Origin of the sequence: Rhizobium sp. WYCCWR 11146 (assembly GCF_013591995.1) — a bacterium.
GTDB classification, from domain to species: Bacteria; Pseudomonadota; Alphaproteobacteria; order Rhizobiales; family Rhizobiaceae; genus Rhizobium; species Rhizobium indicum.
Genome location: NZ_JACCEY010000024.1, coordinates 773,605 through 799,566, shown reverse-complemented (window position 1 = coordinate 799,566; position 25,962 = coordinate 773,605). Strand labels below are relative to the sequence as shown.

Sequence of the window (25,962 nt, the reverse complement as noted above, 5' to 3'; positions counted from 1 at the left end):
GGGACTGAACCTACTTCCCGCGGCTCATTCACCAAGGAGAGATCGACAAGTTGAATTCGATTCTTGGCACCAAGAAGAACAAAGATCACCGCCAAATGAGCGCGTTGATCCTTCCAAATCAGATCGCTAGCAAGGGAGTTTTACAATGGACAATGAATTTATCGATGAGAAGCGGCGGCAGTTTCTCGGAACGTCTGCGCTTGTCTTGTCTGGCGCTGCCGTCGCCGGCTCAGTACTGGCTGGAAACGCCGCGGCGTCGGGTCAATCTGCTAAGGTCAAAGGACCCGCTGTTGTCAACTACCCGAACGACAAAGGCGTGACGATTGAACGTGTCACCTACCCTGCACGGAACATGGGCACGAACATTGTCGCTAACTTGTTTAAGCCCGCCAATTTCGACAGCAGCAGGAAGTATGCGGCAGTTGTGGTGACCCATCCGTTCGGCGCCGTAAAGGAACAGTCCTCCGGTCTCTATGCCCAGCGCCTTGCCGAAGCGGGATTTATCGGCCTGGCCTATGATGCATCCTATCAAGGCGAAAGTGGCGGCGAGCCGCGTCTTATGGAAGTGCCGGCACAGCGCGTGGATGATATCAGTTGCGCCATTGATTTCCTGGTTCAGCATCCGCAGGTCGATCCGGTGCGGATCGGCTCATTGGGAATTTGCATCGGCGGCAGCTACGCGTTGAACCACGCACAGCACGAGCACCGCGTAAGGGCCGTCGCAGCCGTGAGCACTTTCGATATTGGCCAGGGTCGTCGCGAGGGACTTTCGAACTCCATCTCCTATGAAGAGCGCGTCAAGCGGCTGAAGGATGCCGGCGAGCAGCGCAGCCGTGAAGCGCGTGGCGAACCAGTTCGCCTTGTGCCTGTTGTGGCCAATTCTCCCGACGACTTCACGCCAGCGACTCCCGTCATGTACAGGGAGGGTTATGAATACTACCGCACGGCTCGCGGTCAGCATCCGAATTCCGTTAATCGCTATATATTCTCGAGCTTGCCTCAGCAGATGGCATTCTACCCGTTCGAGATGATCGAGACAATTTCGCCTCGGCCTCTTCTGGTGATCGCGGGTTCCAAAGCCGAGACAAAATTCTGGAGCGACCAGGTCTATGAAAAGGCCAGGGAGCCTAAGGAACTCTTCGTTGTGGATGGTGCGACCCACGTCGACCTCTATGACAAGCCGCAATTCGTCGGGCCTGCAATCGCGAAGCTCAGCGACTTTTTCGGGCAGCATCTGACTTCGGCGTAAAACGGGGACGAGCTTGCTGCCTCTCTTATATCGAGGCGCCGAATGCGATCGTAGCGCTACGGAGTGCCTCCAAGGATCATGCGAGTGGCTAACAGCGGCGGTGCCAAATCACGCCGGCCGCCGACGTGCCGCAGCAGGCTAACCTGCGCGGCAGGGTCAAGCGGCGCCTATGCCAGGAGCACGCTCAAACCGTCACTGCCGTCTCACTTCGTGGATATGGCCGGCAAATCCCGCAAGCAGCACACCGAGCGGAAGACGCCGAACCAGTCTGGCTGCAATGAAGGTTGCGCCGATTGCCGCGGCAAGTTTCAGCCAGGGGTAATCGCCGAGCTGCACATGGGCACTCCCATCGACCGATGTGGCCTTGGCTTTCAGCGCTGCTTCCGCATCCTCGCGCAGCACGCCCATGCGGGCATTCAGCAGTCTGACCTCATGTTGCAGGGCATTCAGGCTTTCGTCGGCCTTTTCACGCGCCGTCTGCTCCGCGGCATCGGCAAAAGGCGGCTCACCTTCTGCGATCAGTTCGTCGGGATCTGGGGGAAGGCCGTGGCGGTTGATGGATGATTGCATCGACATGTCCTCGAATAGGTGAGCGAGAGGAAATGAGGCCCGGCATTGCGGCCGGGCCTCATAATATTAATGGTCGCGCCGGAAACCCTGGCTCTGGTGAGATCCGCCTTGCGATTGGGTTTGGGACTGGCCTTGGGATTGGCGATTGGTTTCGTCCGATGACGTGGTGCCAGGCTCGGGGAAGGTATAGGCACGCACCTTGGCGCTTCCATGCGCGGTGTCCCGCATTGCCACCGGGCGCGCATCGTCAAATGCACTCTCGGACACGGCGAGGTTTTCCGAGGCTTTGCCGCCCTGGGCCGATCCGGCAAAACCGGTATTGGACGCGCCTTGCTGTCTGTCTTCCAACGACCAGAGATCCGCCCGCTCATCCATGTCGATGCTGCCCTCGTCGTCCAGAATATCGTGGACGGTCTCGTAGAGCGTGTCATCGATATCATTGACCTGGACGAGGAATCCACCTCGCCGCAGCCCTTCTGCGTAGACCGCGCGATCCTCGTCTGGGAGGAAGAAGTCGGCCAGCGCGTCGAAGAAGCCGCTGCGGCCTTCGCTCATTGCGCCGGTATTTTTTGCGCCCGCCTCATATCCGGGCATCAGCCTTATTCTCGCAACCGGCACGCCTGCGTCCTCAAGACGGGAGACGGCGGATTCGGCGTCCGATCGGTTGTCAAAAAATGCGGCAAGGCTGCTGCCGCCTGTCGGGCCTGAAAAAGTCGGGTTGGTATCGTTGTAAATGCTGCCCATGGGACTCTCCTCTCGATGTGCAGATCCAGCCGCCAATGCGAAGTTTGGCCGATGATTGACCGGTGTCTGGTTTCCTGACTTGAAGAACCGTCGGCTGAGTTGAATGTTCCAGGGGAATGGCGATGCTCCACTGCATCGCTTGCTGTTTCATTGCCGCCTGCCATTTCGGCGCGCAGACTCGCAAATACGCCGCTTGCGAAATCTCTCAGCGGTTGACGTCAAACCTTCGAGACGCTAGCACGGCTTTGACGCATTGGGGATAATTCATATGGACATGTTTACGGCAGCCGGTATGACGGCTTTGCTGCAGGTCATTGCTATCGACCTCGTTCTCGCCGGCGACAACGCCGTGGTTATCGGTCTTGCTGCTGCCGGCCTCGAGGCGACGCAGCGCCGCAAGGCGATCATCGTCGGCATTGTGGCCGCGACCGTTCTGCGTATTCTCTTTGCCAGCGTCGCAGTCTATCTGCTGGCGATCGTCGGCCTGCTGCTGGCCGGCGGCCTGTTGCTGCTCTGGGTCTGCTGGAAGATGTGGCGCGAGCTTCGCGCCGGCCATGGCGAGAATCACGGAGCGGTGGGTGCCGAAGGCGCGCCGAGAAAGACCTTCTTCCAGGCGGCGACCCAAATCGTCATTGCTGACGTCTCGATGTCCCTCGACAACGTGCTGGCCGTTGCCGGTGCTGCGCGCGAACATCCGAGCGTGCTAGTCATCGGTCTTGCCCTGTCGATCGCGCTAATGGGTATTGCCGCAAACTTTATCGCCCGGTTGCTCACCAACCATCGCTGGATCGCCTATGTCGGCCTGCTGATCATCCTCTACGTCTCGCTCGACATGATCCACCGCGGTGGCGTCGAACTGTGGCCGTACGTGCAAGCGAGCGGGTTAAAGCTTTAGAGCCTGACCTCGGTCTCGAAGCTCATCTGGTCATACGCCGGCACCACATGGTCCGGCGTCTCAGCCATCACCACGTCGTAATCGAGCGGCGTGTGCATATGGGTGAGGATCGCCTGTTTCGGCTTCAGCCGGCCGATCCAGTCGAGCGACTGTTCCAGCGACAGGTGGCTCGGATGGTAGGTATATTGCAGCGCGTCGATAATCAGCATGTCGAGGTTCTGAAGCTTTTCGACGGTCTGCGGCGGGAAATCGCTAATATCGCTGCAATAAGCCACTTCGCCGATGCGGAAGCCGAGCGAGTGGATATCCCCATGCTGCTGGATATGCGGATGGAAGGCGATCGTTCCGCCGGGACCATGGATTTCCACGGGCGCGTCGAGGTTTTCGATGACAACAGGCAGCACGATCGGCGGGTAGTTGCTGCCCGGCGGCGTTTCCAGGCAATAGCCGAAGGCTTCCCGCAACCTGTCCATCGTAAATTGGTCGGCAAAGATCGGCACCCGGCGGCGCGTATTGTGAAAATAGCCGCGCAGATCGTCGATGCCATGAATGTGATCGGCATGCGGATGGCTGTAGAGCACGGCATCGACATGGTCGGCCCCTGCCCTGATCATCTGCTCGCGGAAGTCCGGCCCGGTATCGATGACGACGGTCGTGACACCGCCATCGGGTGCGAATTGCTGCACCATGAAGGCAGCGCGCGTGCGCCGGTTCTTCGGATTGTCGGGATTGCAGGCACCCCAGTCGCCGGTGATGCGCGGCACGCCCGGTGACGACGAACAGCCGAGAATGGTGAAACGCCGCCGGTAGAGCACGCCGCTAGATCCTCGGCATCTTCGAGAACAGCCGGAAAGCGTTCTCTGTCGTGATCCGTGCGACCTCTTCGGTAGCAAGGCCGATCGTCTCGGCGAGCACTTCGGCCGTGTTGACGACATAGGACGGCTCATTGCGCTTACCGCGCCAGCGCTTCGGCGCCAGATAGGGCGCGTCCGTTTCCACAAGCAGCCGATCCTGCGGGATCGTCTTGGCGATCTCCCGCAGCTCTTCCGACTTCGGGAAGGTCAGGATGCCCGAGAAGGAAATGTAGCCGCCAAGCGCGACGCCAGTCTTGGCAAGCTCCGGGCCTGCCGAGAAACAATGGAGAATGAAGGGGAAGGCCCCCTTCCCGGTTTCCTCGGTTAGTATGTCAGCCATGTCCTCGTCCGCGCTGCGGCTGTGGATGACGAGCGGCAGCCGGGTCTCGCGCGCCGCGGCGATATGGCGGCGGAAGCCGGTCTGCTGGTCCTCAGGCTTTTGCGTATCGTAGAAATAGTCGAGACCGGCCTCGCCGATCGCGACCACCTTCTCATGGGCATTGGCGAGACGCACCAGCTCTTCCGTCTGGATCTCCAGCTCTTCGTCGGCATTGTTCGGATGCGTGCCGACCGAGCAGAATACCGAGGGATACTTCTCTGTGATAGCAAGCAACGCGCCGAGCTTGCGCACCCGCGTCGAGATCGTCACCATCTGCGCGACGCCAGCTTGATGGGCGCGCGCGACGATCTCGTCCCGCTCCGCCTCGAAGTCGGCGAAATCAAGATGGCAATGCGTGTCGATCAGCACGGCCTCAAGCCTCCGGAGCCACGTAGCGCGGGAAGACCGGCGTCGGCGCTTCGAGCGTCGTTCCGGCAATGAGACGGCCGGCTTCGCCGAGGGCAGCAAAGTCGCGCTTGTCTTCGGGTGCTGCGACCAGATCGAGCAGCTTGGCCGATGAGTCCGGCATGAAGGGCTGCAGCAGGATGGCAATCTGGCGCACGACTTCGGCAGTCACGTAAAGCACGGTGCCCATCCGCTCCGGATCGGTCTTCTTCAGCGCCCACGGCGCCTGACCGGCGAAATAACGGTCAGTCTCGGAAACGACCGAAATGATCGAGGCGAGCGCCCGGTGGATCTGCTGCTTGCCCATATCCTCGCGGGTCGAGGCATGCAGCGCATCGACCTCAGCCAGCATCGCCTTGTCCTCGTCGCTGAGCGCGCCGCATTCCGGGATCTTGCCGTCGCAATTCTTGACGATCATCGATAGCGAGCGGCTGGCGAGATTGCCGATGCCGTTGGCGAGGTCGGAGTTGATGCGAGTGCCGATCGCCTCTTCGCTGTAGCTGCCGTCCTGGCCGAAGGACACTTCACGCAGAAAGAAGTAGCGCACCTGGTCGAGGCCGAAATGGTTCACCAGATTGACCGGATCGACGACATTGCCGAGCGACTTCGACATCTTCTCGCCCTTGTTGAGCAGGAAGCCGTGGGCAAAGACGCGCTTCGGCAGCGGCAGCTTCGCCGACATCAGGAAGGCCGGCCAGTAGACGGCGTGGAAGCGGATGATGTCCTTGCCGATGATGTGCACGTCAGCCGGCCAGTATTTCGCCCGCGGGCCGTTCCGGTCCTCGATATAGCCTGTCGCGGTGATGTAATTGGTCAGCGCGTCGACCCAGACATACATCACGTGGGCCGGATCGTCCGGCACCTTGATGCCCCAGTCGAAGGTCGTGCGCGAGACCGAGAGGTCCTTGAGTCCCGACTTGACGAAGGAGATCACCTCGTTGCGGCGCTCGGCCGGACCGATGAAGTCGGGGTTCGCCTCATAATGCGCAAGCAGCTTCTCCTGGTATTCGGAGAGCTTGAAGAAATAGCTTGCCTCTTCCACCCACTCGACGGGTGTGCCCTGCGGCCCGTAGCGCACGCCGTCGGCGCGCAGCTCCGTCTCGTTTTCCTGGTAGTAGGCCTCGTCGCGCACCGAATACCAGCCGGCATAGCTGTCCCTGTAGATGTCGCCATTGTCGGCCATCAGCTTCCAGATGTTGCGCGACGTCTCGTGATGACGCTCCTGCGTGGTGCGGATGAAATCATCATTCGAGGCGTTGAGCAGCGTCGCCATCGCCTGGAATTCGCCGGAGTTTCGGTCGGCGAGCGCCTGCGCGGTGATGCCCTCGGCGCGGGCCGTCTGCTGCATCTTCTGGCCGTGTTCGTCGGTGCCGGTCAGGAAGAAGACATCCTTGCCATCCAGGCGCTGATAACGCGCCATCGCATCGGTCGCGATCAGCTCATAGGCATGGCCGATATGCGGCTTGCCGTTAGGGTAGGAAATCGCGGTGGTGATGTAGAAGGGTGTCTTGTCTGTCATGGCGGCCAATGTCCGGCTAACTCTATAAAAATGGTCAGCCGCTCTTAGCGCATGTCACCGTCAAGCGAAACCTCAACTTTCCAGTCGTCGATGATTTCCGGGACGATGGGGGCGTGAACTTGACTCAGCTTCTCGCCCAATCTACCCGTCTTGGGAAAGAGGGCGGGACAAGAACGAAGTGCGAGTTTTCATCTATCGGATTTGTCGTGGCCGCGCGCCGTCAGGGGCGCTTGTTTGACATTCGAACCGCTCTATTCGCTTTCCGGCCTGTTCGTCGGCGCGCTCGTCGGCATCACCGGCGTTGGCGGCGGTTCGCTGATGACGCCGCTGTTGGTGCTGCTCTTCGGCGTCCATCCCGCCACCGCCGTCGGCACCGATCTTCTCTACGCGGCGATCACCAAGACGGCCGGTACCGCCGTTCACGGCATGCATGGGCGGGTCAACTGGAAGATCGTCGGCAGCCTCGCGGCCGGCAGCCTGCCGGCCGCCCTGCTGATGCTCTGGCTGCTGGCCGGCGTCGATCGCAAAAGCATCGGCGTGACCAATACGATCACCACGGCACTCGGCTGGCTTCTGGTCATGACCGCGATCATGCTGGTCTTCCGTGGCCCGATCCTCGAGCTGGCGCGGCGCGCCATCGGCGATCGCACACCGCCGAAGCCGACGACCATCCTCGCCCTCACCGTCATTCTCGGATTCGTTCTCGGCGTCCTCGTCACCTTGACCTCGGTCGGTGCCGGCGCGCTGGGTGTGACGATCCTGCTGGTCCTTTATCCCAGGCTCGATGTGCGCGAGATCGTCGGTTCCGATATCGTTCATGCAGTACCGCTCACGTTGATCGGCGGCACGGGCTATTGGCTGATCGGCGAGATCGACTGGCCGATGCTGTTTGCCCTGCTGATCGGCTCTATCCCCGGCATCATCATCGGCAGCCTTCTGGCGCCGAAGCTGCACGAACGCACCATCCGCATCGTCCTTGCCGCCACGCTTGCTGTTGTCGCAGTCAAGCTGCTGACCGGCTGATCAGAGCACGGTGCCGAAAGTGTCAGCGGTGACGCGCTTTAAAGGCCCGGCTGCTTGATATCGGCGAGAATGCTGATGATCGTCTGCTTGCGGTCGAGGTTGTAACCATCGGAAATGGTCAGCCGCTCGGTGATTTCGGAATAGAGCCGCGCCAGCCGCTCCGCCGCCGCGATCCGCCCCTCGCCGGCTGCCGCGCGCGCGCGGTTCATGATGTCGTCGCCGACATGGCTGACGAAGAAATCGAAGATCGTGTCGCTCTCCCGACCCGAAAGCGCGTCGGCCAGCCGATGCATTGCCTTGCGGGCTGTCGGTCCCTCGGCGGCAAGCATCTCGTCATAGGCAGCGATGATCTCGCCGCCGCCGTAGTTCAGGAGTTTCAGCGCCTCGCCGACGCTGCCCTTGGCGGCGGCAAGCACCGCCGCGCCTTCGCCTGATATGCCGAGATGGGCAAGGGCCGCGACGAGTTCATCATCGGCAAGCGGCGCCAGCTTCAGCGGCAGGCAGCGTGAGCGGATTGTCGGCAGCAGCCGTCCCGGCGCATGCGACAGCACCAGGAACAGCGCCCGCTTCGGCGGTTCTTCCAGGATCTTCAGGATGGCGTTGGCAGCATTGCGGTTCATGTCGTCGGCCGGATCGATGATGACGATCCGCCAGTTGCCGGTGCCGGATGTCTGCGAGAAGAATTTGCCGGCGCGGCGCACCTCGTCGACTGTTATCGCCGATTTTACCTTGCCGGTCTTTTCGTCCACCGGCCGGGCAAGATGCAGCAGATTGTGCGAGGCGCCAGAGGCGATCTGCCGGCTGACGGGAGAGGCAGGATCCGGATCGCCGATTGTCTCCGGCGCTGTCTCGGGATCGGGATAAGAGAGCACGTGATTGGCAAAGCGGAAAGCGAGCGTCGCCTTGCCTATGCCTTCCGGCCCCTCGATCAGGACGGCGTGGTGGCCCTTGCCGGACCGGTAGGACTGCGCAAGGAAGGCTTCCGCCTCCGCATGCCCGAACAGCCTGGTATTTTCCCCCGGCCAGATGGCGCCGTCGAGCAGTCCGGGCCTTTCCTCACTCATAATGGGCTTCACTCATGATGGGCGGCTTCCGGCATTCGCGCACGGCCTGCCGGCGACAGCAGTTGTTGGATGATCGCCAGGATCTCGGCGGCGATCGCCTCCTCTGTCTGCATGGCGTTGACGACGTGGCAGCGCTCCGGCTCGCGGGCAGCGATATCGAGAAAGGCCTCGCGCCGTTTCTCGTGCGTTTCCAGCCGCTCCTTCTCGAAGCGATCGGGAGCATCGGTCGCGGCGCGCTTCTGCGCCCGCTCCAGCCCGACCTTGGCGGGGATGTCGAGGATCACGGTGCAATCCGGCATCACGCCGTTGATGGCGATGCGCTGCAGCGTCTCGATGAAATCGGGCTCGAGATTACCGGTAATACCCTGGTAGACGCGGGAGGAATCCATGAAGCGGTCGCAGAGCACGACCTTGCCTGCGGCCAGGGCCGGCCGGATCACCTCTTCGACATGGTCGTTGCGGGCCGCGGCAAAGAGGATTGCCTCCATCCGCGTGCCGAAGGCTTCGGCAGCCCCCGACAGCAGCACGTGGCGCACGGCTTCGGCGCCCGGCGATCCGCCTGGTTCGCGCGTCATCAGCACGTCGTGACCTTCGCCCTTCAGCGCCTCGGCGAGGCGGCGGATCTGCGTGGATTTCCCAGCGCCTTCCCCGCCTTCAAACGTAACGAACAATCCCGTACCGGATGACAATGACAACTTCCCGCATTCCAGGCGCCGCACGCGCCCCGCTCCTTCTATCTATCCGAAGATATCAGGGAGGAAAACCTTTCGCCGCGGCGACATATTCACCTTTCCCGGCAAATTGCATTGGAAACAGCTCGTCAGACGGGCGCGGGCTTGTCCCAGAGCCAGGAGAAGAACAGCGATTCGCCGAGTTCCAGCATGGCGTCGATCGCCCGGCTGCTGAGTGAGCCTTCGCCGACCGCTTGCACGGTATAGAGCGGCACTTCCCTGAGCAGCCGGCTGCCGGCGAAAATCCTCAGCGTCCCTGCCTGGGTATCCGGCTTGACCGGCGCCGTCAGCGGCCAGCGATAGATGATGCGCGCCGACAGCCGGTCGGGATTGCTGATCGGGATATAGACGCTGACCGGCGCCTTGGCGACGAGATCGACCGTGCGCGACGTGCCGCCATAGACGCTGGCGGCGCCAATCACTTCCTTGTCGGCGAAGATCTGCCGGTTCTCGAAGGCCGTCAGCCCCCATTCGAGCACCCGCTTGGCCTCTTCCGTCCGCTCCTTGTCGGAAGCGATGCCGGCAAGCGCCAGAAACAGCCGCCTGCCGTCGCGCTGAACCGAAGCGACGATCGAATAGCCCGCGCCCTCGGTAAAGCCAGTCGCCAGCCCGTCGGCGCCGAGATCGAGCCCGAGCAGCGGGTTGCGGTTGCGCTGGAAGATCTTGTTCCACTCGAAATCCGGCTGCGCAAAATAGGGATAGAGATTGGGATAGGATTGCTGAAGGGCGGCGGCGAGCGTCACCATCTCGCGTGCAGTCACCTTGCTCTTGCCATCGGGAAGGCCGGTGGAATTGCCGAACTCCGCCTTCTCCATGCCGAGCTCGCGGGCACGACGCGTCATCGACACGGCAAATTGCTGCTCGCTTCCGGCCATGCCCTCGGCAAGGATGATGCAGCTGTCATTGGCGCCCTGGATGGCGATGCCCTTGATCAGGTCCTCGACGCGCACGCGTGATTTCAGGCTGGCAAACATTGTCGCCGTCCGCGACGGCGCGCCGCCCGTCCGCCAGGCATATTCGGAAACGGGATATTCGGTATCGAGCGTGATCTGGCCCCTGGTCAGCGCCTCGAAAACGAGATCCATCGTCATCAGCTTGGCGAGTGAGGCCGGCGAAAAGCTCTGATCCTCGTTCTTAGCGAGAAGCGCGGTGCCGGTGGTGGCCTCGATCATATAGGCCTGCGCCGCCTTGGTGGCGAAGCCGGCGGCACCGCCATCGGCTGCAAAGGCTCCGGTGGCGAACGGCATCAGGCATGCAAGCAGGCGAAGCGCGGGCTTCAGCATCGCAATTTCCATTGATCGAGCGGCGTATTTCAGGAGGTTAGAACGCGAGGAAATCCGATGCAATTGCCAGTTCAGCGCTGGGCGAACTTTGCCTGATGGCGCTTGGCCGAGGCAAGGATGGACTCTTGCGTCAGCCCGTCATTGCGCACCATCACCGCGTCGAAGGCGAGATCGACGGTCACCGTCTTCACCTCTTCGTTCTGGTAGCCGAGCGCCAGCGAATTCTGGGGCCGCTCATAGGGCATCGGACCGATCTCCGGCAGCACGACCATCTGGTCCATGGCCTGCGCACCATTGTTGAAGGACGGCGCTGATGGCGCCACCAGAACATGGGCAGCTGGCGCCAGAACGGGTGCGGCGGCGGCTGCCGCATTGTTGCGGGCGCTCGGCGTCGAGCCGGCATAGGAGGTGGCCGACCTCGGCACCGGCACGTTGGCCGGCGTCTCGTAGTTTTCCGAACTCTGCAGCTGGTCGCGGGTGATCTTTCGGCTGTTGGAGGCGACCATCACGCCGCTTGCGATCTGGCCTTCAGGATTGACGCCGGGAATGCGGCTGCCCTTCGGCGCGTAGGAGGCCATCAGATAGGGCATGTCGTGGCCGTCCATGCGGGCGCGGCCGACATATTGCACGCGCACCTTGCCGGTGCCGCTGTGCTGCAGGTCCAGCATGTCGGCCGTCTTGTTGGAAAGGTCGATGATGCGGCCTTCGTGATAGGGGCCGCGATCGTTGACGCGCACGATGACGGAAGAACCACTTTCGAGATTGGTGACGCGCGCATAGCTCGGCAGCGGGAAGGTCGGATGTGCAGCGGAAAGATGCATCTGGTCGTAGACTTCGCCGTTCGCCGTCAGGCGCCCGTGAAAGGCCGAGCCATACCAGGAGGCGACGCCGACCTTGTTATAGGCGAAATCTTCCTTCGGATAATACCACTTGCCCTTCACCTCGTAAGCGTTGCCGACGATGTAGCGGCCGCCGCCCTTCGGGATATTGTTGCCGGTAGCGACCCGCGGGCTCGCCTTCACGCCATATTCGGATTCGGAGAAATACTCTTTGCCGTGGGCTTTTTTCTTCGGCACCGCCTGCGTCGTGCCGCAAGCCGCAACCGTCGCACACATCGCCGAGATCGCCAGCCACCGTGCTGCCGTTGCGAAAGACGCCGCCCCGTAATCCAGTTTCATATGCCCCACGCCGCTCAAAGATCGTTATGGTTAAGGAACCCTGCCCCATCTTGGGGCAATAGCGCCTTATTCCCGCCCGCCTAACGAGGCTTTAATCTTGCTAAGTTCGTGGCAAATTTACGAACGATTTCGCAGCGATAGCGACAATTCTAATGATTATGGTTTATAAATCACTAACGAAAGCCCTTTCCGCCTGCCCTTTCGCCGCCGCAATGAGGCCCGAAATCATCGTGCCGATGCGGGGCATATGGTGAACATCCGGGCCTCTTCCGGACGCCCCCAAAGCTCCATATTGAAACACCGCCCGATTTGATGCGCCGCAGCGGGGTGGCGCTTCATTCCGTATGGGAACGAATTGTCCGCCGCGAGCTTTGAAGGTTTAGACCTTTGGAGGATCACCATGAACGATGAAACCCTGACGCAGCTCGACACGGTCAGCCGGCAGTTGCACGCTCGATCTCGCGCGCTTTCCAAGCCGGATAAAGACAACGACATCGCAATCCTGATGTCGGCCCTCGCCGTGACGATGGAGGCGGTTCGATCTCTCGGCGAGGATATGAACCAGCTCAACGGTCCGAAGGGCCTTGGATCTGACGGAAGCTAAGTCTGTCATGTCTCCGGCGCAATTCACAGAAAGTTTGCGCCGAAACGAGAAGCGCAAAGCGCTGATCTTCGACGTGGATGGGAAGCCGTGGGCCGCCGCCTATGCTGCCGGTGGACGATAGCGTACCGACTTCGCCTTTTCCAAGGCTGCGATCGTATCCTCGACGCTGAGGAGGACAGTGGTCTCCATGGAGCTGAGTGCACCTCCTGCACCGATCGCAAGTGCGACGGCCGCCATCGATACGTTATCGGGCGCCTCCCACAGATTCCAACCATCATGCTCGCCGAAGGCGTACCAGAAGCCATGCAGCTTTCCGCCCACGGATTCAATGTAACTGCGTGCCGCCTCTCGGCGATCCTCGGGATTTTCGATCATCCGCGCCCAGGTCTCGGGCGTGTAGCTGAAGCGCGTGAGATACATGGCCATGGTTTGTTTCCTCCGCCAGAACAACACAGTTAACGCTCAAGCCGGGGAGAACGCGAGTCATTTCCAATATATGGACGGGGTCCCAACGATCTCGGTCGGCAGTCTCCGGAAGAGCAGCGAGTTCCGCCGTCAGAAGGTCGCGGGGCGTTCATCGAAAAGTAGATTTTAGCCGTTATTCGGACCCCGCTTCTCTCACATCGGGTTCCGGCAATGGATCTTGCGACAGTCCTTCTTCTACACAAGTCTTCCTTCATCGTCGGAGCAATCTGCTTCTTCTATGTGAGATGGCGTTCCGGAGCGACGCCGGGGCTCGGCGTACTTGCAGTTGGTTTTACTTTGCTCGCGATCGCCTCAACGCTGGCTGGGTGGGACGAGAGCCTTCACATGTCCGATAATGCCAGGACGTTCTGGAGTTTTGCGCTGGGCGCCAATGGTTACGGGCTGATGGCGGTTGGTCTTTTCGGCCTCAGCCGGCGTCAAAATTCTATACGAGATTGGTGGCCATTGCTCCTGCCCGTCGTCCTGATGCTGAGTGCGGCGATCACGCCATGGTATTTGAACAATGGATTGAGAGCATCGGTGTTCAATGGCAACGCCGCCATCCTGCTTGCCTTGTCAGGTTTCGTGATCGCCCGCGACTTCTTCCATGAGCGTCTTACCGCGCGGCTCGGGCTTTCCGCATCCATATGGGTGGCGACGTCTCTCTCGGCTTTGGTCGTCATTGGCTTCGTCTTTCCGAACGATGCGCCTCTTCCCCCGCGCTACGCATTCTTTCTGCTGATCATCTGTCATTTCGCAGTGGCTCTGTTCGTGCTCGTCCTCGTGCAGGAAAGAGCCGAAGAAAAGCTTATCAGACTTGCAAATACCGATATGCTGACCGGCATTCCCAACCGGCAGCATTTCTTCAATTCCCTTCCGAAAAGCCTCAGCCCCGGGGACGCCTTCGTCCTCATCGATATCGACTTTTTCAAGCGTGTTAACGATATGTACGGACACGACAAAGGTGATGTCGTTCTCATAAACGTTGCTCGGACGATTGCTCAGAGTGCCCCCACTTCCTGCGTGCTAGGTCGGTTGGGCGGCGAGGAGTTCAGCCTCTTTTTTCGCGGCCAAACGGCAGCCTCCGCTTTTGCGCTCGCTGAGCGGATACGCGAGGCTGTCAACGCCCTGAGCCTTGTCTTCGAAGGAAATCAGGTCACACCTTCCGTCAGTGCAGGTGTGGCACTTTGGGAAGCGGGTCTAACCGAACAAGACGTCCAGAAGCGTGCAGATCAGGCGCTCTACATTGCCAAAAACAAGGGTCGCAACAGGGTTGAGTTGTTCAGCAGCGTGGGGTTGACCTCCAGCGTCCTTGCGCCGGAACCTCTACCGGCTCGCGCAGGCTGAAGAACAGCTGAAGGTCGGCTCTCTCGAGCTAGTCGCACGTCATGGCGAAGATGCTGGCAAATGCTGCAGAGCACGTTGACGCTGCTACCAAAGCTGCTAAAAAGCCAGCCATCGAGTGATTGGGTCGCAAATCGGTAGCAATGACCGGTTCGTAGAAATCAACAGCATGTTGATGTCTCAACCTTTTCAATCAGATGGAAGAGTGTCCGAGTGGTTTAAGGAACCGGTCTTGAAAACCGGCGTGCGGGAAACCGTACCGTGGGTTCGAATCCCACCTCTTCCGCCATCTTATATTGATTTTATTGCACAATTTCCGCTTTTCGCGCGAGAATTGCACGCTTGTCATAAACCCGCTTCTGGTATGAAAACCGCCAGCTGGTGAGGCTGACGGCGCATTTGTTGAGCACCAAGGTTGGTTTCAGTGGCGCTGCCGGCTAAAAATCGAAATACACGGTCACACCTGACCGACGACGATAGGGGTAACGGTCGCGATAGCCGTAATAGTCGCGACTGCCGTAATACCGCGGACGATAGCACGAGCCGTAATACCGACAGTCGCGGTAAGCGTACCGGTGTTTCTTCCGGTGGCCATACGCATGTCCATTACCGTGGCGACGGTGTTTGACCTGCTCGACGTCGGAGGTATGCATATGTACTGCGTTCGGCACGACGATCGGCGCGGCGTTCAGCGGCAGGGCGAAAGATGCAGACAAGATCATGGCTGCAAGTGAGGTAAAGAGCATCTTCATCGGCGCATCCTTTCAGGCTGCGATTCTGGGTTAATAAGCATTAACCTCCGATGAACGGTGCGAGCATCCCAGAAAACACCGGCCTGCGTGCCGCTGGTGTGGTCGCGGATGGTGATCGCGCCGGCCTATGGTGTTGGTCCCACCGTCGATGCGGCTCGGCAGCTGGCTAGCGCAGGTCTACGACCCACGCCGATGCGCACAGGGCGGCGCGCATTCGATTAGTTCCCAGATCTCGCCGCCTCGGTAGCTCGTGTACCGGAGCCAGTCCATGCCGCCGCGCTCTTCGTTGCACCGCTTGCACGCCAAAGCGATGTTGCATCGATTGTTGCGGCCGCCATCAGAGCGGCGCCGCAGGTGCTCAAGGGTTTCGGCATTCCGCGGCTGCTTATGAGGCGGTTTGTCACTCAGAACCATAGGCTGGAGGGTAGCAGCAGCGGCCGCCCTGTTTCTCGCGCATCTTGATGCGGTTCTGAATGTGGCAGGTCATGATCAGCCGGTGATGGGTTCGATGGCCGGGTCAACGACTGTTCGCCGCTGCCTGCCGTGAGCTGAGCTAAGAATTTCTATGTCGTAGAGTTTGCGACCCTTCCGCCATCCGTCGTTTTCCGAAAATTGCGGTTTTGTACCTCAGGAAGGTTGGCCTTCCCTGAGGGCAACAGATGAGTTTCACCCTCCTCCTTTGCGTCGACGATGAGATGATATACAGGCAGCAACAGGACGCGACCGCCATTAACTTAAGAATGGGGTCGGGCGGCAGATTGACGTCACGTCGCTGCCACGAGATCACGTGGCCGTCCTCTAGTCGGCGTCCGCACAGCTTGACCCTGCACGAGAGCAGCAGTCGCCTATCTCGACTGTTTTGATATTATTGGGGCTGTAACGGCAAGGGAAATGACTTTGTCAGCAGCGCCCCTAAGTATTCAGGTTTCCAATTTGGTATACCCGGCGTCTTAAGCGGCCCAACAAGCGCGAGGCTCCTTTATGATCGTTCAAGCTTGCATCAACGGCGCGCGGCCGAGCGATTTCCATCCGCTCCTTCCGCTGACGATCGATGCCATGGTGCGTGATGCCGCGGCTTCGGTCGCTACCGGCGCTGCGGAGCTCCACGTCCATCCGCGCGGAGCCGATGGCAAGGAGAGCCTTGCCGCCGTCGACGACACTGTCGGCGCGATCCGCCGTGTCTGTCCGGGAACGCTGATCGGTGTGTCCACGGGCGCCTGGATCGAAGGCGATCGGGAGAAAACGCGGGAAGCCATCCGCCGTTGGTCCGTTCTGCCGGATTATGCCTCGGTGAACCTCTCGGAAGACGATGGCCCTGGTGTCATGCGGTTGCTGCAGCAGAAGGGTATCGGCATCGAAGTCGGGCTGGCATCGGTCGCCGATGCGGAGCGCTACATCAGCCTCGATGATCATGAGCGGGTCTTTCGCGTGCTCATCGAGCTCGATGACGAACAGGATTTGCAGCGCGCATGCGATATCGCGGACGGCATCATTAAGGTGCTCACGGATAGCCGGGTTATTCGGCCCATTCTTCTGCACGGTTTCGACGACACCGTCTGGCCCTTCGTCAGGTTGGCGCGCGAGCGGCGCTACTCCACCCGAATCGGCCTGGAAGATGCCAAGCACCTCCCGGGTGGGACGATTGCGAACGACAATGCCGCGCTGGTCACGGCGGCCGTTGCGATCTTTCGTGGCCACTCGAACTGATCCCGATATGTGGGCGGTCAGGCGGTATCTCTTCGGCGCCATCGAGGCCGGTATCGTCAAGGCGCAGAATGTTTCGAAAATACGGGCTCGGCGAAGTCGATGTCGCCGGACAGCCCTCACGAGAAGTACGAATATATCAGCACGCCAATAGAACCCCAGAAGATAAGCGGCGTCAGTATCATCCCCGCAACGAACATTTTAGTCACAGCAAAACTCCGAACACCTCCACGCATGTCGAAGCTACCTATTGCATCGACGGAAAGTTCCTATGGGCACGAAGTCCGGGATGGATCGGACCTTGGTCTGGGTTTCGCTCGCGCGGCCGATAAGTGCCGGGCTCAACTCTCCCCGAGCGCTCGGCGGCGGCGGTAAGTCCCGAGTGCAATAGCGAGCGCGACGATAATCAGTGCTGCTGCGACGGCAAAGGTGATCCGCATGCCTGAGGCGACGGCCTCGGGATGCGCCGCTGTGATATCGGGTGTTCCCGAAGAGAACGCGAAGACGGCGCCCATCACGGATGCACCGGTAATCAGCCCGAGATTGCGCGACAGGTTGAGCATGCCCGAGATGACGCCCCGCTGGTCCGGGCGGACATCCGCCATGACGGCTGTGTTGTTGGCCGCCTGAAACAGCTGATAGCCGGGTGTCAGCATGGCAATGGCGGCGATGTAGCCTGATATCCCGGGAAGTACGGCCATTGCGAGGGAGGCTGCCGCCATGGCAACGAGCCCTGCGACAACCACGAATGGCGCGTCCAGACGGTCCACCAGACGGCCGGCCGGGACGCCGCTCAAGATGGAGATGACGGGGCCGATCGACATGACGATGCCGACGAGAGCTTGATTGAGCCCGAGCGCATGGGAGAGGTAGAACGGCGCGACTACCAGCGTCGCCATCATCACAGTCGAAACCAGCACGTTCATCGCCAGGCTAGCGGTGAGCACGCGATTGCGGAACACCGTCAACTGGATCAGCGGCGATGCCGCTCTCGCCTCGGCGAAGACGAACAAACCGGCGCCGAAGACGGCGACCGAGAGCAGAGCGATGTTCAATAGGCCAAATCGGCCGTGCCCGATCGTCATCGCCAGCGCGTAGACCGACAGCGTCAGCGCAAGCAGCAAAGTGCCTGCGATGTCGAAGCCCTTCCGACCCGTCTTCCCCTTGCTGATATCGGCGGGCAGATGGCGATAGGCGAGAACGAAGGTCAGAACGCCGAGCGGCACGTTGACGAGGAAGATTCCCGGCCAGCCGAGCCCGGCGATCAGCAGGCCGCCGAGCGAGGGCCCAAGAGCGGTACCGATTGCCGACATCGTTCCGAGCAGCCCCATGGCGCTCCCGGTTCTTTCCTTCGGCACCGTTTCGCCGACAAAGGCCATGGTGAGCGCCATCATGATGGCCGCACCTAGGCCCTGCACAGCGCGCGCGGCAATCATCAGCCATAGCGTCGGCGCGACGCCGCAGAGGATCGAGGCCAGCGTGAAGAGCAGGATGCCGATGAGCAGCAGCCGACGTCGGCCGGTGATGTCGCCGAGCCGTCCGACGCTGACGATCAGGGTGGTGATGGCAAGGAGATAGGCGAGAACGATCCACTGCGCATCCTGGAAGGCGGCATCGAACGCCTGCGCCAGGCTCGGCAGGCCCACATTGGCGATGCTGGTGCCGAGTGACGGCAGCAACATCGAGAGGGAAAGACTGGCAAGCGCCCATCGTATGGATGGTGCCTGTTCGGCGATGGCCTCGCTTCGCTCTGCAATGATCGATTTCACCTCGTGAACTCCGTTTTCTCTTAGTTCCCCGAATGGAACTGGTGAAAACCTAGTCCTCTGCTTAATATGGCGAAAGGCGCACGATTTGCACTTTATTCATGCGTTTGACGCCACATCAAGTTGAAGCCGTGTTATAGCTGATGGATGTCGACACCTGATCTCAACTTGCTAGTCACCCTCGATGTGCTGCTTGCCGAGGGCAGCGTTGCGCGTGCGGCGCAACGGCTGCGGCTCAGCCCGTCGGCGATGAGCCGGGCCTTAGCGCGATTGCGTGAAACGACGGGCGATCCGCTGCTGGTGCGCGCCGGCCGTGGCCTCGTCCCCACGCCGCGCGCGCTCGAACTGCGCGAGCGGGTCGGCCGGATTGTCGAGGACGCGCAGGCGATCCTGCGTCCTGCCGAGGCGCTTGACCTTCAACGCTTGGTCCGGACGTTCACGCTGCGCACCAGCGAAGGCTTTGCCGAGAGCTTCGGACCTGATCTCATCGCCTGCCTCGGTCGGCAAGCGCCCGGCGTGCGGCTGCGCTTCGTGCAGAAGCCGGACAAGGACAGCGCCCCGCTTCGCGATGGGACCGTCGATCTGGAAACCGGCGTCGTCGGCGGGACGACCGGGCCGGAGGTGCGGGCGCAGGCCTTGTTCCGCGATCGTTTCATCGGCGTCGTGCGCTTGGGGCATCCGCTTTGTGGGCGCGAGATGACTCCCTCCCTTTATGCCGGCGGCCAGCACATCTACGTCTCGCGGCGCGGGCTCGACAAGGGACCGATCGATGAAGCCTTGAACGCGCTCGGGTTGGAACGGCAGATCGCCACCATCGTCAGCGGCTTTTCCACGGCACTGGCGCTCGCCCGGAACTGCGATCTGATCGCCAGCGTGCCCGAACGGCACACCGGAGCCTTGCGCGCGGGAATGCATAGTTTTCCCCTCCCCGTCCCGACGCCTGAGATCACGGTGTCATTGCTCTGGCACCCCAGGATGGATGCCGATCCGGCGCATCGCTGGCTGCGCGGCTGCGTTCGCGACGCCTGCGCGCGAGCTGATTGAAGGGCCGCGTAGGATCAGAGGTCAGGCCAACTGAGCCGTTCGTATTGACTATCCTGCGTCGCCATGATTTCCCGTCCGGGATCACCAAGCGGGGACATTATGACCGACATCATTGTAAAGGACAGCAACGGAAGCCAGCTTCACGACGGCGATTCCGTGACGCTGATCAAGGACCTCAAGGTCAAGGGAACCTCGGAGACGCTGAAGCGTGGAACGCTGGTCAAGGGCATTCGCCTGACGGACAATCCTGGCGAGATCGAGTGCAGCACCAAGCAGGTCAAAGGCCTCGTGCTGAAAACCGAGTTTTTGAAGAAGGCATAAAGTCCCTCGCCCGCGACTCCGCGATCAATCGGCTTTCACCGCCTCCGGCGGCACTTCCTCGGTGATCACCTCGAAACGGGAAAGCGTTGCCGGGCCGAAGGCCGTCGACATGGCGACGTCAGTGGCGTCGCGGCCGGTTCCCATCAGGATCCGGCCGATGCGCGGCGTGTTGTGGCGGGCATCGACAGTATGCCAATGGCCGCCGAGAAAGACCTCGAACCAGGCGCTGAAATCCATCGGATTGGGATCGATCGGAACGCCGATATCGCCGAGATAACCAGTGCAATATCGTGCCGGGATATTCATGCATCGGCAAAGCGCGATGGCGAGATGGGCAAAGTCGCGGCAGACGCCCGCCTTGTCGATAAAGCCGCCATGCGCGGTCCTGAGCACGTCGGCCTTCAGGTAGTCGAAGGTGATGTGGTCATGGACGAAATCGCAGATCGCCTGCACGCGCGCCCAGCCGAGCGGTGTCGACGAGAACGTCGCCCAGGCGAAATCTGCAAGCCTGTCGGTGTCGCAATAGCGGCTGCCGAGCAGGAAGACCAGCACATCGTCGGGCAGGTCATTGATCGCGTGCTGGACGGCATCGTCGGGAACGATGTCGGGTTGGCCGCTGTCGTAGATCTCGAACTCCGTGGAGATCGTCGTCAGCCCCGGCGGAGCGACGATCCGGCTGCAGGCATTGCCGAACACATCAGTATAGCCCCAGGCCTCGATCGGCCGGTCGAATGTCAGGATCTGATCGCTGAGAAGATCGGCGCGACGGGAGGGATGGATGTTGAGGACGAGCAGCATCGGCGTCGGCTGCGTGCATTCATAGCCCAGATGAAACCCGGCGCGTATCTTCATTGTCGCTTCCTTGTCGCGTCCCCGCATCGGTGGAGGTGAGTATGGAACGTTGATCGCGCTACCCGGTTCCGTGGCTGGGGGACTGTCACTGCGCGGCCGGCTCGGAGCAATCCAAGATTACTTCGGAGGTAATCGAATTACCTCGTGGTGACGTTGACCTGCACAGTCATGCTGTCGAAATCCTTCCCGTCCCCGTCATAGCTGCCGCTCAACGGGACGGCCTGGCGCGGATCGCGGGCAACCGCGACACGAATAAGATCGCGGTTGCCGACGATGCCGTTGGTCGGATCGAACTCCGTCCAACCGGCGCCTGGAAGATAGATCTGGCACCACGCATGCGTGGAACCGCCACCGAGCACGGTGGAACCGTCCCGGTCTGGAACATAGACATAGCCTGTGACGAATCGCGCTGCGAGGCCGAGGATGCGTGCCGCCTCCATCATCAGAAGCGCAAAATCCCGGCAGGTGCCGGAGCGAAGCTGCAAGGTTTGCACCGGCGTCTGCGTTCCATGTTCATGGCGCCGTGCATAGACGAAGCTTTCGCGGATGGCGTAACAGAGCGTCATCAGCAGATGCCCGGTCTCCGTCGGACGCCCCTGGCGCACGAACTGGCGCGCCCAGCGTCCGACCTCGTCGTTCGGGTCGGGATAATGGCGCTGCATCGCCGGGGTCAGATCGGCGATCTCGTCCTTGTCGTAGGAGAATGGATAGGTCAGGGCCGCGTCGTCGACCTTCAGATCCAGGGCGACCTGCGGCGTGTGATCGAGCGTGATCCAGGTTTCGAAACGAAGTTCGGATGCCGGCCTCGAAAAATCGACGAGCGCCACGCAATTGCCGAAAACATCGTGGATCCAGCGCACATGACTTTCCTCAGGGTAGATCGTCAACGACGCTTCGATCAGCCGCTGGTCGAAACTGTCGCGCGGCCGGAACATCAAGCGATGCTCACCGAAATCGACATCCCTGACGTAACGATAGGACGTGATGTGGCGGACGGAGAAAATCGTCATAAGCCACCGCCGAAACTGTTCACTTTGCTGCTCCAAGGCGGCAACGCCGCCCCTCTTCTGCGGAAGCGCCCTGCCGGCTTTCCCGCTCATCCCGATTTCTTGTCATATAAGCACGTTCGAAAGATTGCTATTGTATCTTCACCGATCGACGGCAGGGCCGTCCAACCTAAGAGGATAACATGCATATCATCTGGGACGTTCTGACGCTTCTGCTGACAATCGGCTCGCTCTATGGCGGTCGCGAATACCGGATTATTCGCGCCCGTGCCCGCGCTCAGAACTGGGGCAACTTCTGATTCGATCCGGATATCTTCGATTCGATTCCGAATCATGGCCGCATCGGTCGTGACGGTCGCCGTTACGTCGAATGACGTAAAGTCATCCGCTTAAGAAAATGCTTTATTAGTTGAGGCGGAGTCTATCCGTCCATTCTCCCTGTTAATCCTAAGCCCGCCTCACCCCAGGCGGGCTTTTTTATTCCATCGCCCGCATCACTTCTTGGCGCCGGCCGAAAGCACCCGATGTGTCGCATTGTCCATGGCGTGGCTCGCCTCCTGCCCATCCTTCTTCAGCCCGTATGCGGTATTGCCGCAGCCGGACAGTGTCAGCAAGCAGATGCAGGCGATGGCGATTGCAACTTTAGGCATCAGGTGTTTCCCCGGATTGAATGGCGATCAAGGGAAGATGACGCATTCTTCGCCAAAATCAATCCGCAGGCGATGAGCGCGAACGCACGACATGGAACTCGGTGACGTCACAGGCGTTTACGGGAGCCATCCAACTGGGGTTAACGACATGGACTACCAGATTGCCTTCGCCGCCACGGTCGCAACAGCGTCCTTCCTCGTCTTCATGCTGATCGTCCACCGGACCTGACTGGCCCGCGGCAAACGGATTGGCCCTAAGGCGCGCGATCACTGGAGCCCAGTGCCCGAAGTCGTTAAGCGCGGCCTCAATGTTTGCGATCCGGAGAGGTAGCGGCACTAGTTGCTGCCCCGACGACAACGCGTAGATCGGAAGGTCTGAAGCGCATAGATCGCAGACCATCCGTCAACAACACGGGAAAGGTGCAAAATAAAGCTTTCGACATCCGCAAGTATTTTTACGATCCTCGATGTAATTAATTTTAGTTAATTGCTAGGCTTAACTATCTGTTAACAATATTGTTGCGCTCCGTCCCCTTCCGCTTATGCTTTACGCAAAAGGGGAGAGGGATGATGTTTAGCAAAAGTCTGATTATGCCTATTGGCTTCGCATTGCTCGCCATTGCCGGCCTGCTGTTCCAGATTGTCGCCCACGCGTTGCACTCTCCGGTCACCCTGCTGCAGCTGTGAGTCACATAAGTTGCTGAACGCGCACGCGATCTCAGTAACTGGGAGTGGAACTTCGTTTCGTTTCGTGCATTCTGTGACTCGTTTTGCCAGGAGGGAGATAACCATGGAAAGCGCAGGCGTGGGTTGGATTGCAGCCATCATTATCGGCGGTGTCGCCGGATGGCTGGCGGAAAAGGCAATGCGCAGCAGCATGAGCCTGCTCATGAATATATTGCTCGGCATCATCGGCGCTATCGTCGCCAACTGGATCCTTGGTCTGTTGCACATCCAGCCGCTCGCCGGTTGGCTGGGTTATCTGATCACCGGTTTCGTCGGTGCCTGCATCTTGATCGCGATCGGGCGCGTCATCCGCCGTTGACTTGGTCGCGCCAGCTGAGCACGGTCGCGTCAACTGGCCCGGTTACTTTTGGCGGATGCAAACACTAAAAGCCGGGCGTTCATGGCGCCCGGCTTTTCTTCACTCTGAATTACCGTTCAGCGGCGGCTGAGCAGGCCGAACACGTAGGCAATGCCTGCCGTCACGGCGAGTGCCACGAGCGGTTCTTCGCGCACCTTGTCGCGCAGTCTTTCCGTCATCACCGAAGCCTCGTCGGTCACCGCCGACTTCGCCCCCTGCCCCAGCGCGACCACGCTTTCCGTCAGCCGGGAGAGATCGTTGCGAAGGGCTGCGACCTGCGCCGACAGATCGTCTGCTGCTATATCAGCCTTGACGCGCGCAGCGGTGGATTCGGCGGAAGCGGTTTTCAATTCTGCCATGGTCTGCTCCTGTTTCATGGGATGCCGCTTCAACGAAATGGCGGCCCGAAAGGTTCCGCCGCAACCGATCTTTTGTTCGCCGCAAAGCCGCCGCGGCCGAGCGGCCGCCTTGTGCAGCTTTTCGCGCGACAAACCCTTCATTTCCTGTCGGGTTTGTTTTAAGGAACGTCGAATGTCCGCCCGCGCGCGGGTCAATGATACTGCGAGGTTTGCGTTTCTATGTTCCATATCCTGAGAAGAGCTGCTCAGACCTGGGTTGCCAAGCTCCTCCTGCTTCTGCTCGTCGCGTCCTTCGGCGTCTGGGGCGTGTCGCATGAGCTGCTGTCAGGCGGCAACAGCACCACGGTCGTGACCGTCGGCGATCAGCATGTGGACGTCAACGAATTCCACCTCGCCTATCAGCGCCAGGTGGCAAACCTCAGCCAGCAGTTCGGCACGCGCCTCACCCCCGAGCAGGCCCGCGCCTTCGGCGTCGAGCAGCAAGTGCTCGCCCAGCTCGTCGCCGGCGCCTCGCTCGACCAGCTCGCCGAAGACATGAACCTCGGCCTTTCCGAAGATCGCCTCGCCCAGCTTATCGCTGACGATCCGGCTTTCAAGGCCGTCAATGGCCGGTTCGACCGCGAGCTCTTCATCTCGCGCCTGCAAAATGCCGGCATCCGCCAGGACGATTACATCAAGGAGCGCAGCAAGGTTGCTGTCCGCAGCCAGGTGGTCGATGCCATCTCCAACGGCTTCACCGCACCGAAGACGCTGGTCGACGCCCTGAAGCTCTATGGTGACGAAAGCCGAAGCGTCGAATACCTGCTGCTCACCAATGCCAATATCGAGCCGATCAAGGCGCCTGCCGACGACGTGCTGGCGACGTGGTTCGAAGGTGTCAAGCAGCGCTACCGGGCACCCGAATACCGCAAGCTCGTCTATCTCAAGCTGCAGCCTGGCGATATTGCCGATGCCGCGACCGTCACCGACGACCAGATCCACGAAGCCTTCGACAAGAGCAAGGATACTTATCGCACGCCGGAAAGCCGCACCATCGAACAGCTGACCTTCGCCAGCAAGGATCTCGCCGCCGCCGCCGAAACGGCGTTGAAGAGCGGCACCAGCTTCGATCAGCTGGTCTCCGACCAGGGCAAGACGGCAAGCGATGTGCTTCTCGGTGAGTTCACCAAGGACAAGGTTCCCGACCAGGCCGTTGCCGATGCGGCCTTTACGGTTTCGCGCGATGGCGGCACGACGCCTGTCGTCGATGGCTCCTTCGGCCCCGTCATCCTGCGCGTCACCAATATCAAGTCGGAAACGACGAAGAATTTCGACGAGGTGAAGGAGGATATCCGCAAGCAGCTGGCGCTCTCCAACGCCTCTCAGGAAGTGATCAACGTTCACGATCGCATCGAGGATCTGCGCGCGGGCGGTTCGACGCTCGAGGATATTGCCGGCCAGCTGAAGCTCACCGCCGTGGCCGTCGATGCCGTCGATATGACCGGCGCCGACAAGGATGGCAAAGAGGTCAAGGATATCCCAGCCAAGCAGCAGCTGCTCGGCGAAGCCTTCAAGACCGAGGTCGGCGTCGATGCGCCGCCGCTCCCGATCGGCAATGACGGCTATGTCTGGTTCAACGTCCGCGAAATCACGCCGGACCGCGACCGCCCGGTCGCCGAAGTGCGCGAAAAGGCCGTCGAGGACTGGACGGCGGAACAGCAGAAGGCCGAGCTCGCCAAGAAGGCCGGCGAATTGAAGGCCGAAGCGGCCAAGGGCACAGCACTTGCCGATATCGCGACGCCGCTCGGCATCGCCGTCGAGAGCAAGAGCGGCGTCACCCGCTCCACCGATGATGCGGTCCTCGGCCGGGCCGGCGTCACCGCTGCCTTCTCCGGCCCCATCGACACGGTCGCAAGTGCTGTCGGCGCCGATCCCTCGACGCAGATCCTGCTGAAGGTCACCGAAGTCAACACCCAGCCGACCGGCGATGTGCTGAACAACCGCGATGCCCAGATCACCGCCATGGCCAATGCCGCCGGCGATGATATTCTCGATCAGATGGTCAACCTGCTGCAGACGCAGTACGGCGCGCAGATCAACCAGACGCTCGCTGAAAAGGCGACGGTCCGCTAGGAGA

At 60.7% G+C, this 25,962-nt stretch carries 28 protein-coding genes and 1 tRNA gene; 12 read left to right on the top strand and 17 right to left on the bottom strand.

Translation table 11 applies throughout. The features are described from left to right. The first annotated feature begins 145 nt into the window (after positions 1-145). Entirely contained in the window at positions 146-1,249 is a 1,104-nt protein-coding gene (locus tag HX899_RS23660; RefSeq protein WP_138329428.1) for an alpha/beta hydrolase, read from the top strand. 192 nt (positions 1,250-1,441) lie between these two features. Here HX899_RS23660 and HX899_RS23655 read toward each other — a convergent pair whose 3' ends face one another. Together HX899_RS23655 and HX899_RS23650 are read right to left on the bottom strand one after the other, a co-directional pair. After that, complete coding sequence (locus tag HX899_RS23655; protein ID WP_181293529.1) at positions 1,442-1,819, bottom strand: hypothetical protein; 378 nt, start codon at positions 1,817-1,819, stop codon at positions 1,442-1,444. Positions 1,820-1,885: 66 nt separating this feature from the next. Then, complete coding sequence (locus HX899_RS23650; protein WP_138329426.1) at positions 1,886-2,563, bottom strand: hypothetical protein; 678 nt, start codon at positions 2,561-2,563, stop codon at positions 1,886-1,888. A gap of 268 nt (positions 2,564-2,831) precedes the next feature. On the opposite strand from HX899_RS23650, the gene HX899_RS23645 reads away from it, so the two are divergent. Further along, a complete protein-coding gene (locus tag HX899_RS23645; RefSeq protein ID WP_138329425.1) occupies positions 2,832-3,458 on the top strand; it encodes a TerC family protein in 627 nt (208 codons plus the stop codon). On the opposite strand, the gene HX899_RS23640 is transcribed toward HX899_RS23645, so the two are convergent. The 3 genes from HX899_RS23640 to metG are packed head-to-tail and all read right to left on the bottom strand — an operon-like array spanning position 3,455 to position 6,615. Continuing rightward, positions 3,455-4,273, bottom strand: a complete 819-nt coding sequence (locus tag HX899_RS23640) for an MBL fold metallo-hydrolase (RefSeq protein WP_181293528.1) — start codon at positions 4,271-4,273, stop codon at positions 3,455-3,457. The two genes, HX899_RS23645 and HX899_RS23640, sit on opposite strands and share 4 nt — an antisense overlap. Before the next feature lie 4 nt (positions 4,274-4,277). After that, a complete protein-coding gene (locus tag HX899_RS23635; protein ID WP_138329423.1) occupies positions 4,278-5,060 on the bottom strand; it encodes a TatD family hydrolase in 783 nt (260 codons plus the stop codon). A gap of 4 nt (positions 5,061-5,064) precedes the next feature. Then, complete coding sequence (gene metG, locus HX899_RS23630) at positions 5,065-6,615, bottom strand: methionine--tRNA ligase (RefSeq protein WP_138329422.1); 1,551 nt, start codon at positions 6,613-6,615, stop codon at positions 5,065-5,067. Between the two features lie 234 nt (positions 6,616-6,849). On the opposite strand from metG, the gene HX899_RS23625 reads away from it, so the two are divergent. Beyond that, positions 6,850-7,638, top strand: coding sequence for a sulfite exporter TauE/SafE family protein (locus tag HX899_RS23625; RefSeq protein ID WP_138329421.1), 789 nt, complete (start codon positions 6,850-6,852; stop codon positions 7,636-7,638). A gap of 38 nt (positions 7,639-7,676) precedes the next feature. Here the strand turns inward: HX899_RS23625 and HX899_RS23620 are convergent, their stop codons facing one another. The 4 genes from HX899_RS23620 to HX899_RS23605 all read right to left on the bottom strand — a co-directional run bounded on the left by HX899_RS23620 (position 7,677) and on the right by HX899_RS23605 (position 11,894). Further along, a complete protein-coding gene (locus tag HX899_RS23620; protein ID WP_181293527.1) occupies positions 7,677-8,702 on the bottom strand; it encodes a DNA polymerase III subunit delta' in 1,026 nt (341 codons plus the stop codon). Between the two features lie 8 nt (positions 8,703-8,710). Next, on the bottom strand, positions 8,711-9,391 hold the full coding sequence (tmk, locus tag HX899_RS23615) for a dTMP kinase (protein WP_138389155.1): 681 nt from the start codon (positions 9,389-9,391) through the stop codon (positions 8,711-8,713). 131 nt (positions 9,392-9,522) lie between these two features. Further along, complete coding sequence (locus tag HX899_RS23610; RefSeq protein ID WP_181293526.1) at positions 9,523-10,716, bottom strand: D-alanyl-D-alanine carboxypeptidase family protein; 1,194 nt, start codon at positions 10,714-10,716, stop codon at positions 9,523-9,525. 71 nt (positions 10,717-10,787) lie between these two features. Next, the gene (locus tag HX899_RS23605; RefSeq protein ID WP_181293525.1) at positions 10,788-11,894 is read right to left on the bottom strand and encodes a septal ring lytic transglycosylase RlpA family protein; all 1,107 of its coding nucleotides are present in this window, start codon (positions 11,892-11,894) and stop codon (positions 10,788-10,790) included. Positions 11,895-12,294: 400 nt separating this feature from the next. Here HX899_RS23605 and HX899_RS23600 point away from each other — a divergent pair, with 400 nt between their 5' ends. Further along, positions 12,295-12,498, top strand: coding sequence for a hypothetical protein (locus tag HX899_RS23600; protein WP_181293524.1), 204 nt, complete (start codon positions 12,295-12,297; stop codon positions 12,496-12,498). Positions 12,499-12,597: 99 nt separating this feature from the next. On the opposite strand, the gene HX899_RS23595 is transcribed toward HX899_RS23600, so the two are convergent. Continuing rightward, a complete protein-coding gene (locus tag HX899_RS23595) occupies positions 12,598-12,924 on the bottom strand; it encodes a GYD domain-containing protein (protein ID WP_029874139.1) in 327 nt (108 codons plus the stop codon). Positions 12,925-13,134: 210 nt separating this feature from the next. Between HX899_RS23595 and HX899_RS23590 the strand changes: the two genes are divergently transcribed. After that, the gene (locus HX899_RS23590) at positions 13,135-14,310 is read left to right on the top strand and encodes a GGDEF domain-containing protein (RefSeq protein WP_138389151.1); all 1,176 of its coding nucleotides are present in this window, start codon (positions 13,135-13,137) and stop codon (positions 14,308-14,310) included. A gap of 196 nt (positions 14,311-14,506) precedes the next feature. Continuing rightward, positions 14,507-14,596, top strand: a tRNA-Ser gene (locus HX899_RS23585). A gap of 148 nt (positions 14,597-14,744) precedes the next feature. On the opposite strand, the gene HX899_RS23580 is transcribed toward HX899_RS23585, so the two are convergent. Continuing rightward, a complete protein-coding gene (locus tag HX899_RS23580) occupies positions 14,745-15,059 on the bottom strand; it encodes a hypothetical protein (RefSeq protein WP_138329414.1) in 315 nt (104 codons plus the stop codon). A 177-nt stretch (positions 15,060-15,236) separates the two neighbouring features. Beyond that, positions 15,237-15,473 (bottom strand): HNH endonuclease, encoded by a 237-nt coding sequence (locus HX899_RS35685; protein WP_181293523.1) that lies wholly within the window; start codon positions 15,471-15,473, stop codon positions 15,237-15,239. A gap of 567 nt (positions 15,474-16,040) precedes the next feature. On the opposite strand from HX899_RS35685, the gene HX899_RS23570 reads away from it, so the two are divergent. Continuing rightward, the gene (locus HX899_RS23570) at positions 16,041-16,766 is read left to right on the top strand and encodes a 3-keto-5-aminohexanoate cleavage protein (RefSeq protein ID WP_181293522.1); all 726 of its coding nucleotides are present in this window, start codon (positions 16,041-16,043) and stop codon (positions 16,764-16,766) included. Positions 16,767-17,104: 338 nt separating this feature from the next. On the opposite strand, the gene HX899_RS23565 is transcribed toward HX899_RS23570, so the two are convergent. Further along, positions 17,105-18,532, bottom strand: coding sequence for an MFS transporter (locus HX899_RS23565; RefSeq protein WP_181293521.1), 1,428 nt, complete (start codon positions 18,530-18,532; stop codon positions 17,105-17,107). 144 nt (positions 18,533-18,676) lie between these two features. Here HX899_RS23565 and HX899_RS23560 point away from each other — a divergent pair, with 144 nt between their 5' ends. Beyond that, complete coding sequence (locus HX899_RS23560; protein ID WP_138329409.1) at positions 18,677-19,573, top strand: LysR family transcriptional regulator; 897 nt, start codon at positions 18,677-18,679, stop codon at positions 19,571-19,573. Positions 19,574-19,672: 99 nt separating this feature from the next. Further along, entirely contained in the window at positions 19,673-19,894 is a 222-nt protein-coding gene (locus HX899_RS23555) for an alkylphosphonate utilization protein (protein ID WP_020050017.1), read from the top strand. A gap of 24 nt (positions 19,895-19,918) precedes the next feature. On the opposite strand, the gene HX899_RS23550 is transcribed toward HX899_RS23555, so the two are convergent. From HX899_RS23550 to HX899_RS23540, 3 genes are all read right to left on the bottom strand, one after another. Next, on the bottom strand, positions 19,919-20,746 hold the full coding sequence (locus tag HX899_RS23550) for a transglutaminase family protein (protein ID WP_181293520.1): 828 nt from the start codon (positions 20,744-20,746) through the stop codon (positions 19,919-19,921). Positions 20,747-20,883: 137 nt separating this feature from the next. Further along, a complete protein-coding gene (locus HX899_RS23545) occupies positions 20,884-21,756 on the bottom strand; it encodes a transglutaminase family protein (protein ID WP_138329408.1) in 873 nt (290 codons plus the stop codon). A gap of 491 nt (positions 21,757-22,247) precedes the next feature. Beyond that, positions 22,248-22,403, bottom strand: coding sequence for an entericidin (locus tag HX899_RS23540; RefSeq protein WP_138329407.1), 156 nt, complete (start codon positions 22,401-22,403; stop codon positions 22,248-22,250). 91 nt (positions 22,404-22,494) lie between these two features. Here HX899_RS23540 and HX899_RS23535 point away from each other — a divergent pair, with 91 nt between their 5' ends. Continuing rightward, the gene (locus tag HX899_RS23535) at positions 22,495-22,632 is read left to right on the top strand and encodes a hypothetical protein (protein ID WP_171598757.1); all 138 of its coding nucleotides are present in this window, start codon (positions 22,495-22,497) and stop codon (positions 22,630-22,632) included. A gap of 561 nt (positions 22,633-23,193) precedes the next feature. After that, positions 23,194-23,448 carry a GlsB/YeaQ/YmgE family stress response membrane protein gene (locus HX899_RS23530; RefSeq protein ID WP_003539804.1) on the top strand — a complete coding sequence of 85 codons (255 nt, stop codon included), beginning with the start codon at positions 23,194-23,196 and terminating at the stop codon, positions 23,446-23,448. A gap of 116 nt (positions 23,449-23,564) precedes the next feature. Here HX899_RS23530 and HX899_RS23525 read toward each other — a convergent pair whose 3' ends face one another. Then, positions 23,565-23,846 (bottom strand): hypothetical protein, encoded by a 282-nt coding sequence (locus HX899_RS23525; RefSeq protein WP_003539806.1) that lies wholly within the window; start codon positions 23,844-23,846, stop codon positions 23,565-23,567. Positions 23,847-24,065: 219 nt separating this feature from the next. Between HX899_RS23525 and HX899_RS23520 the strand changes: the two genes are divergently transcribed. Then, a complete protein-coding gene (locus tag HX899_RS23520; protein WP_181293519.1) occupies positions 24,066-25,958 on the top strand; it encodes a peptidylprolyl isomerase in 1,893 nt (630 codons plus the stop codon). The last annotated feature ends 4 nt before the right edge of the window (positions 25,959-25,962 follow it).

Bases quoted from the DNA above. Each gene is read 5' to 3' on its own strand.
- HX899_RS23660 (WP_138329428.1), top strand. From the start codon at position 146: ATGGACAATGAATTTATCGATGAGAAGCGGCGGCAGTTTCTCGGAACG.
- HX899_RS23655 (WP_181293529.1), bottom strand. From the start codon at position 1,819: ATGCAATCATCCATCAACCGCCACGGCCTTCCCCCAGATCCCGACGAA.
- HX899_RS23650 (WP_138329426.1), bottom strand. From the start codon at position 2,563: ATGGGCAGCATTTACAACGATACCAACCCGACTTTTTCAGGCCCGACA.
- HX899_RS23645 (WP_138329425.1), top strand. From the start codon at position 2,832: ATGGACATGTTTACGGCAGCCGGTATGACGGCTTTGCTGCAGGTCATT.
- metG (WP_138329422.1), bottom strand. From the start codon at position 6,615: ATGACAGACAAGACACCCTTCTACATCACCACCGCGATTTCCTACCCT.
- HX899_RS23620 (WP_181293527.1), bottom strand. From the start codon at position 8,702: ATGAGTGAGGAAAGGCCCGGACTGCTCGACGGCGCCATCTGGCCGGGG.
- HX899_RS23610 (WP_181293526.1), bottom strand. From the start codon at position 10,716: ATGCTGAAGCCCGCGCTTCGCCTGCTTGCATGCCTGATGCCGTTCGCC.
- HX899_RS23605 (WP_181293525.1), bottom strand. From the start codon at position 11,894: ATGAAACTGGATTACGGGGCGGCGTCTTTCGCAACGGCAGCACGGTGG.
- HX899_RS23600 (WP_181293524.1), top strand. From the start codon at position 12,295: ATGAACGATGAAACCCTGACGCAGCTCGACACGGTCAGCCGGCAGTTG.
- HX899_RS23595 (WP_029874139.1), bottom strand. From the start codon at position 12,924: ATGGCCATGTATCTCACGCGCTTCAGCTACACGCCCGAGACCTGGGCG.
- HX899_RS23590 (WP_138389151.1), top strand. From the start codon at position 13,135: ATGGATCTTGCGACAGTCCTTCTTCTACACAAGTCTTCCTTCATCGTC.
- HX899_RS23580 (WP_138329414.1), bottom strand. From the start codon at position 15,059: ATGAAGATGCTCTTTACCTCACTTGCAGCCATGATCTTGTCTGCATCT.
- HX899_RS35685 (WP_181293523.1), bottom strand. From the start codon at position 15,473: ATGGTTCTGAGTGACAAACCGCCTCATAAGCAGCCGCGGAATGCCGAA.
- HX899_RS23570 (WP_181293522.1), top strand. From the start codon at position 16,041: ATGATCGTTCAAGCTTGCATCAACGGCGCGCGGCCGAGCGATTTCCAT.
- HX899_RS23560 (WP_138329409.1), top strand. From the start codon at position 18,677: ATGTCGACACCTGATCTCAACTTGCTAGTCACCCTCGATGTGCTGCTT.
- HX899_RS23555 (WP_020050017.1), top strand. From the start codon at position 19,673: ATGACCGACATCATTGTAAAGGACAGCAACGGAAGCCAGCTTCACGAC.
- HX899_RS23550 (WP_181293520.1), bottom strand. From the start codon at position 20,746: ATGAAGATACGCGCCGGGTTTCATCTGGGCTATGAATGCACGCAGCCG.
- HX899_RS23545 (WP_138329408.1), bottom strand. From the start codon at position 21,756: ATGACGATTTTCTCCGTCCGCCACATCACGTCCTATCGTTACGTCAGG.
- HX899_RS23540 (WP_138329407.1), bottom strand. From the start codon at position 22,403: ATGCCTAAAGTTGCAATCGCCATCGCCTGCATCTGCTTGCTGACACTG.
- HX899_RS23535 (WP_171598757.1), top strand. From the start codon at position 22,495: ATGGAACTCGGTGACGTCACAGGCGTTTACGGGAGCCATCCAACTGGG.
- HX899_RS23530 (WP_003539804.1), top strand. From the start codon at position 23,194: ATGGAAAGCGCAGGCGTGGGTTGGATTGCAGCCATCATTATCGGCGGT.
- HX899_RS23525 (WP_003539806.1), bottom strand. From the start codon at position 23,846: ATGGCAGAATTGAAAACCGCTTCCGCCGAATCCACCGCTGCGCGCGTC.
- HX899_RS23520 (WP_181293519.1), top strand. From the start codon at position 24,066: ATGTTCCATATCCTGAGAAGAGCTGCTCAGACCTGGGTTGCCAAGCTC.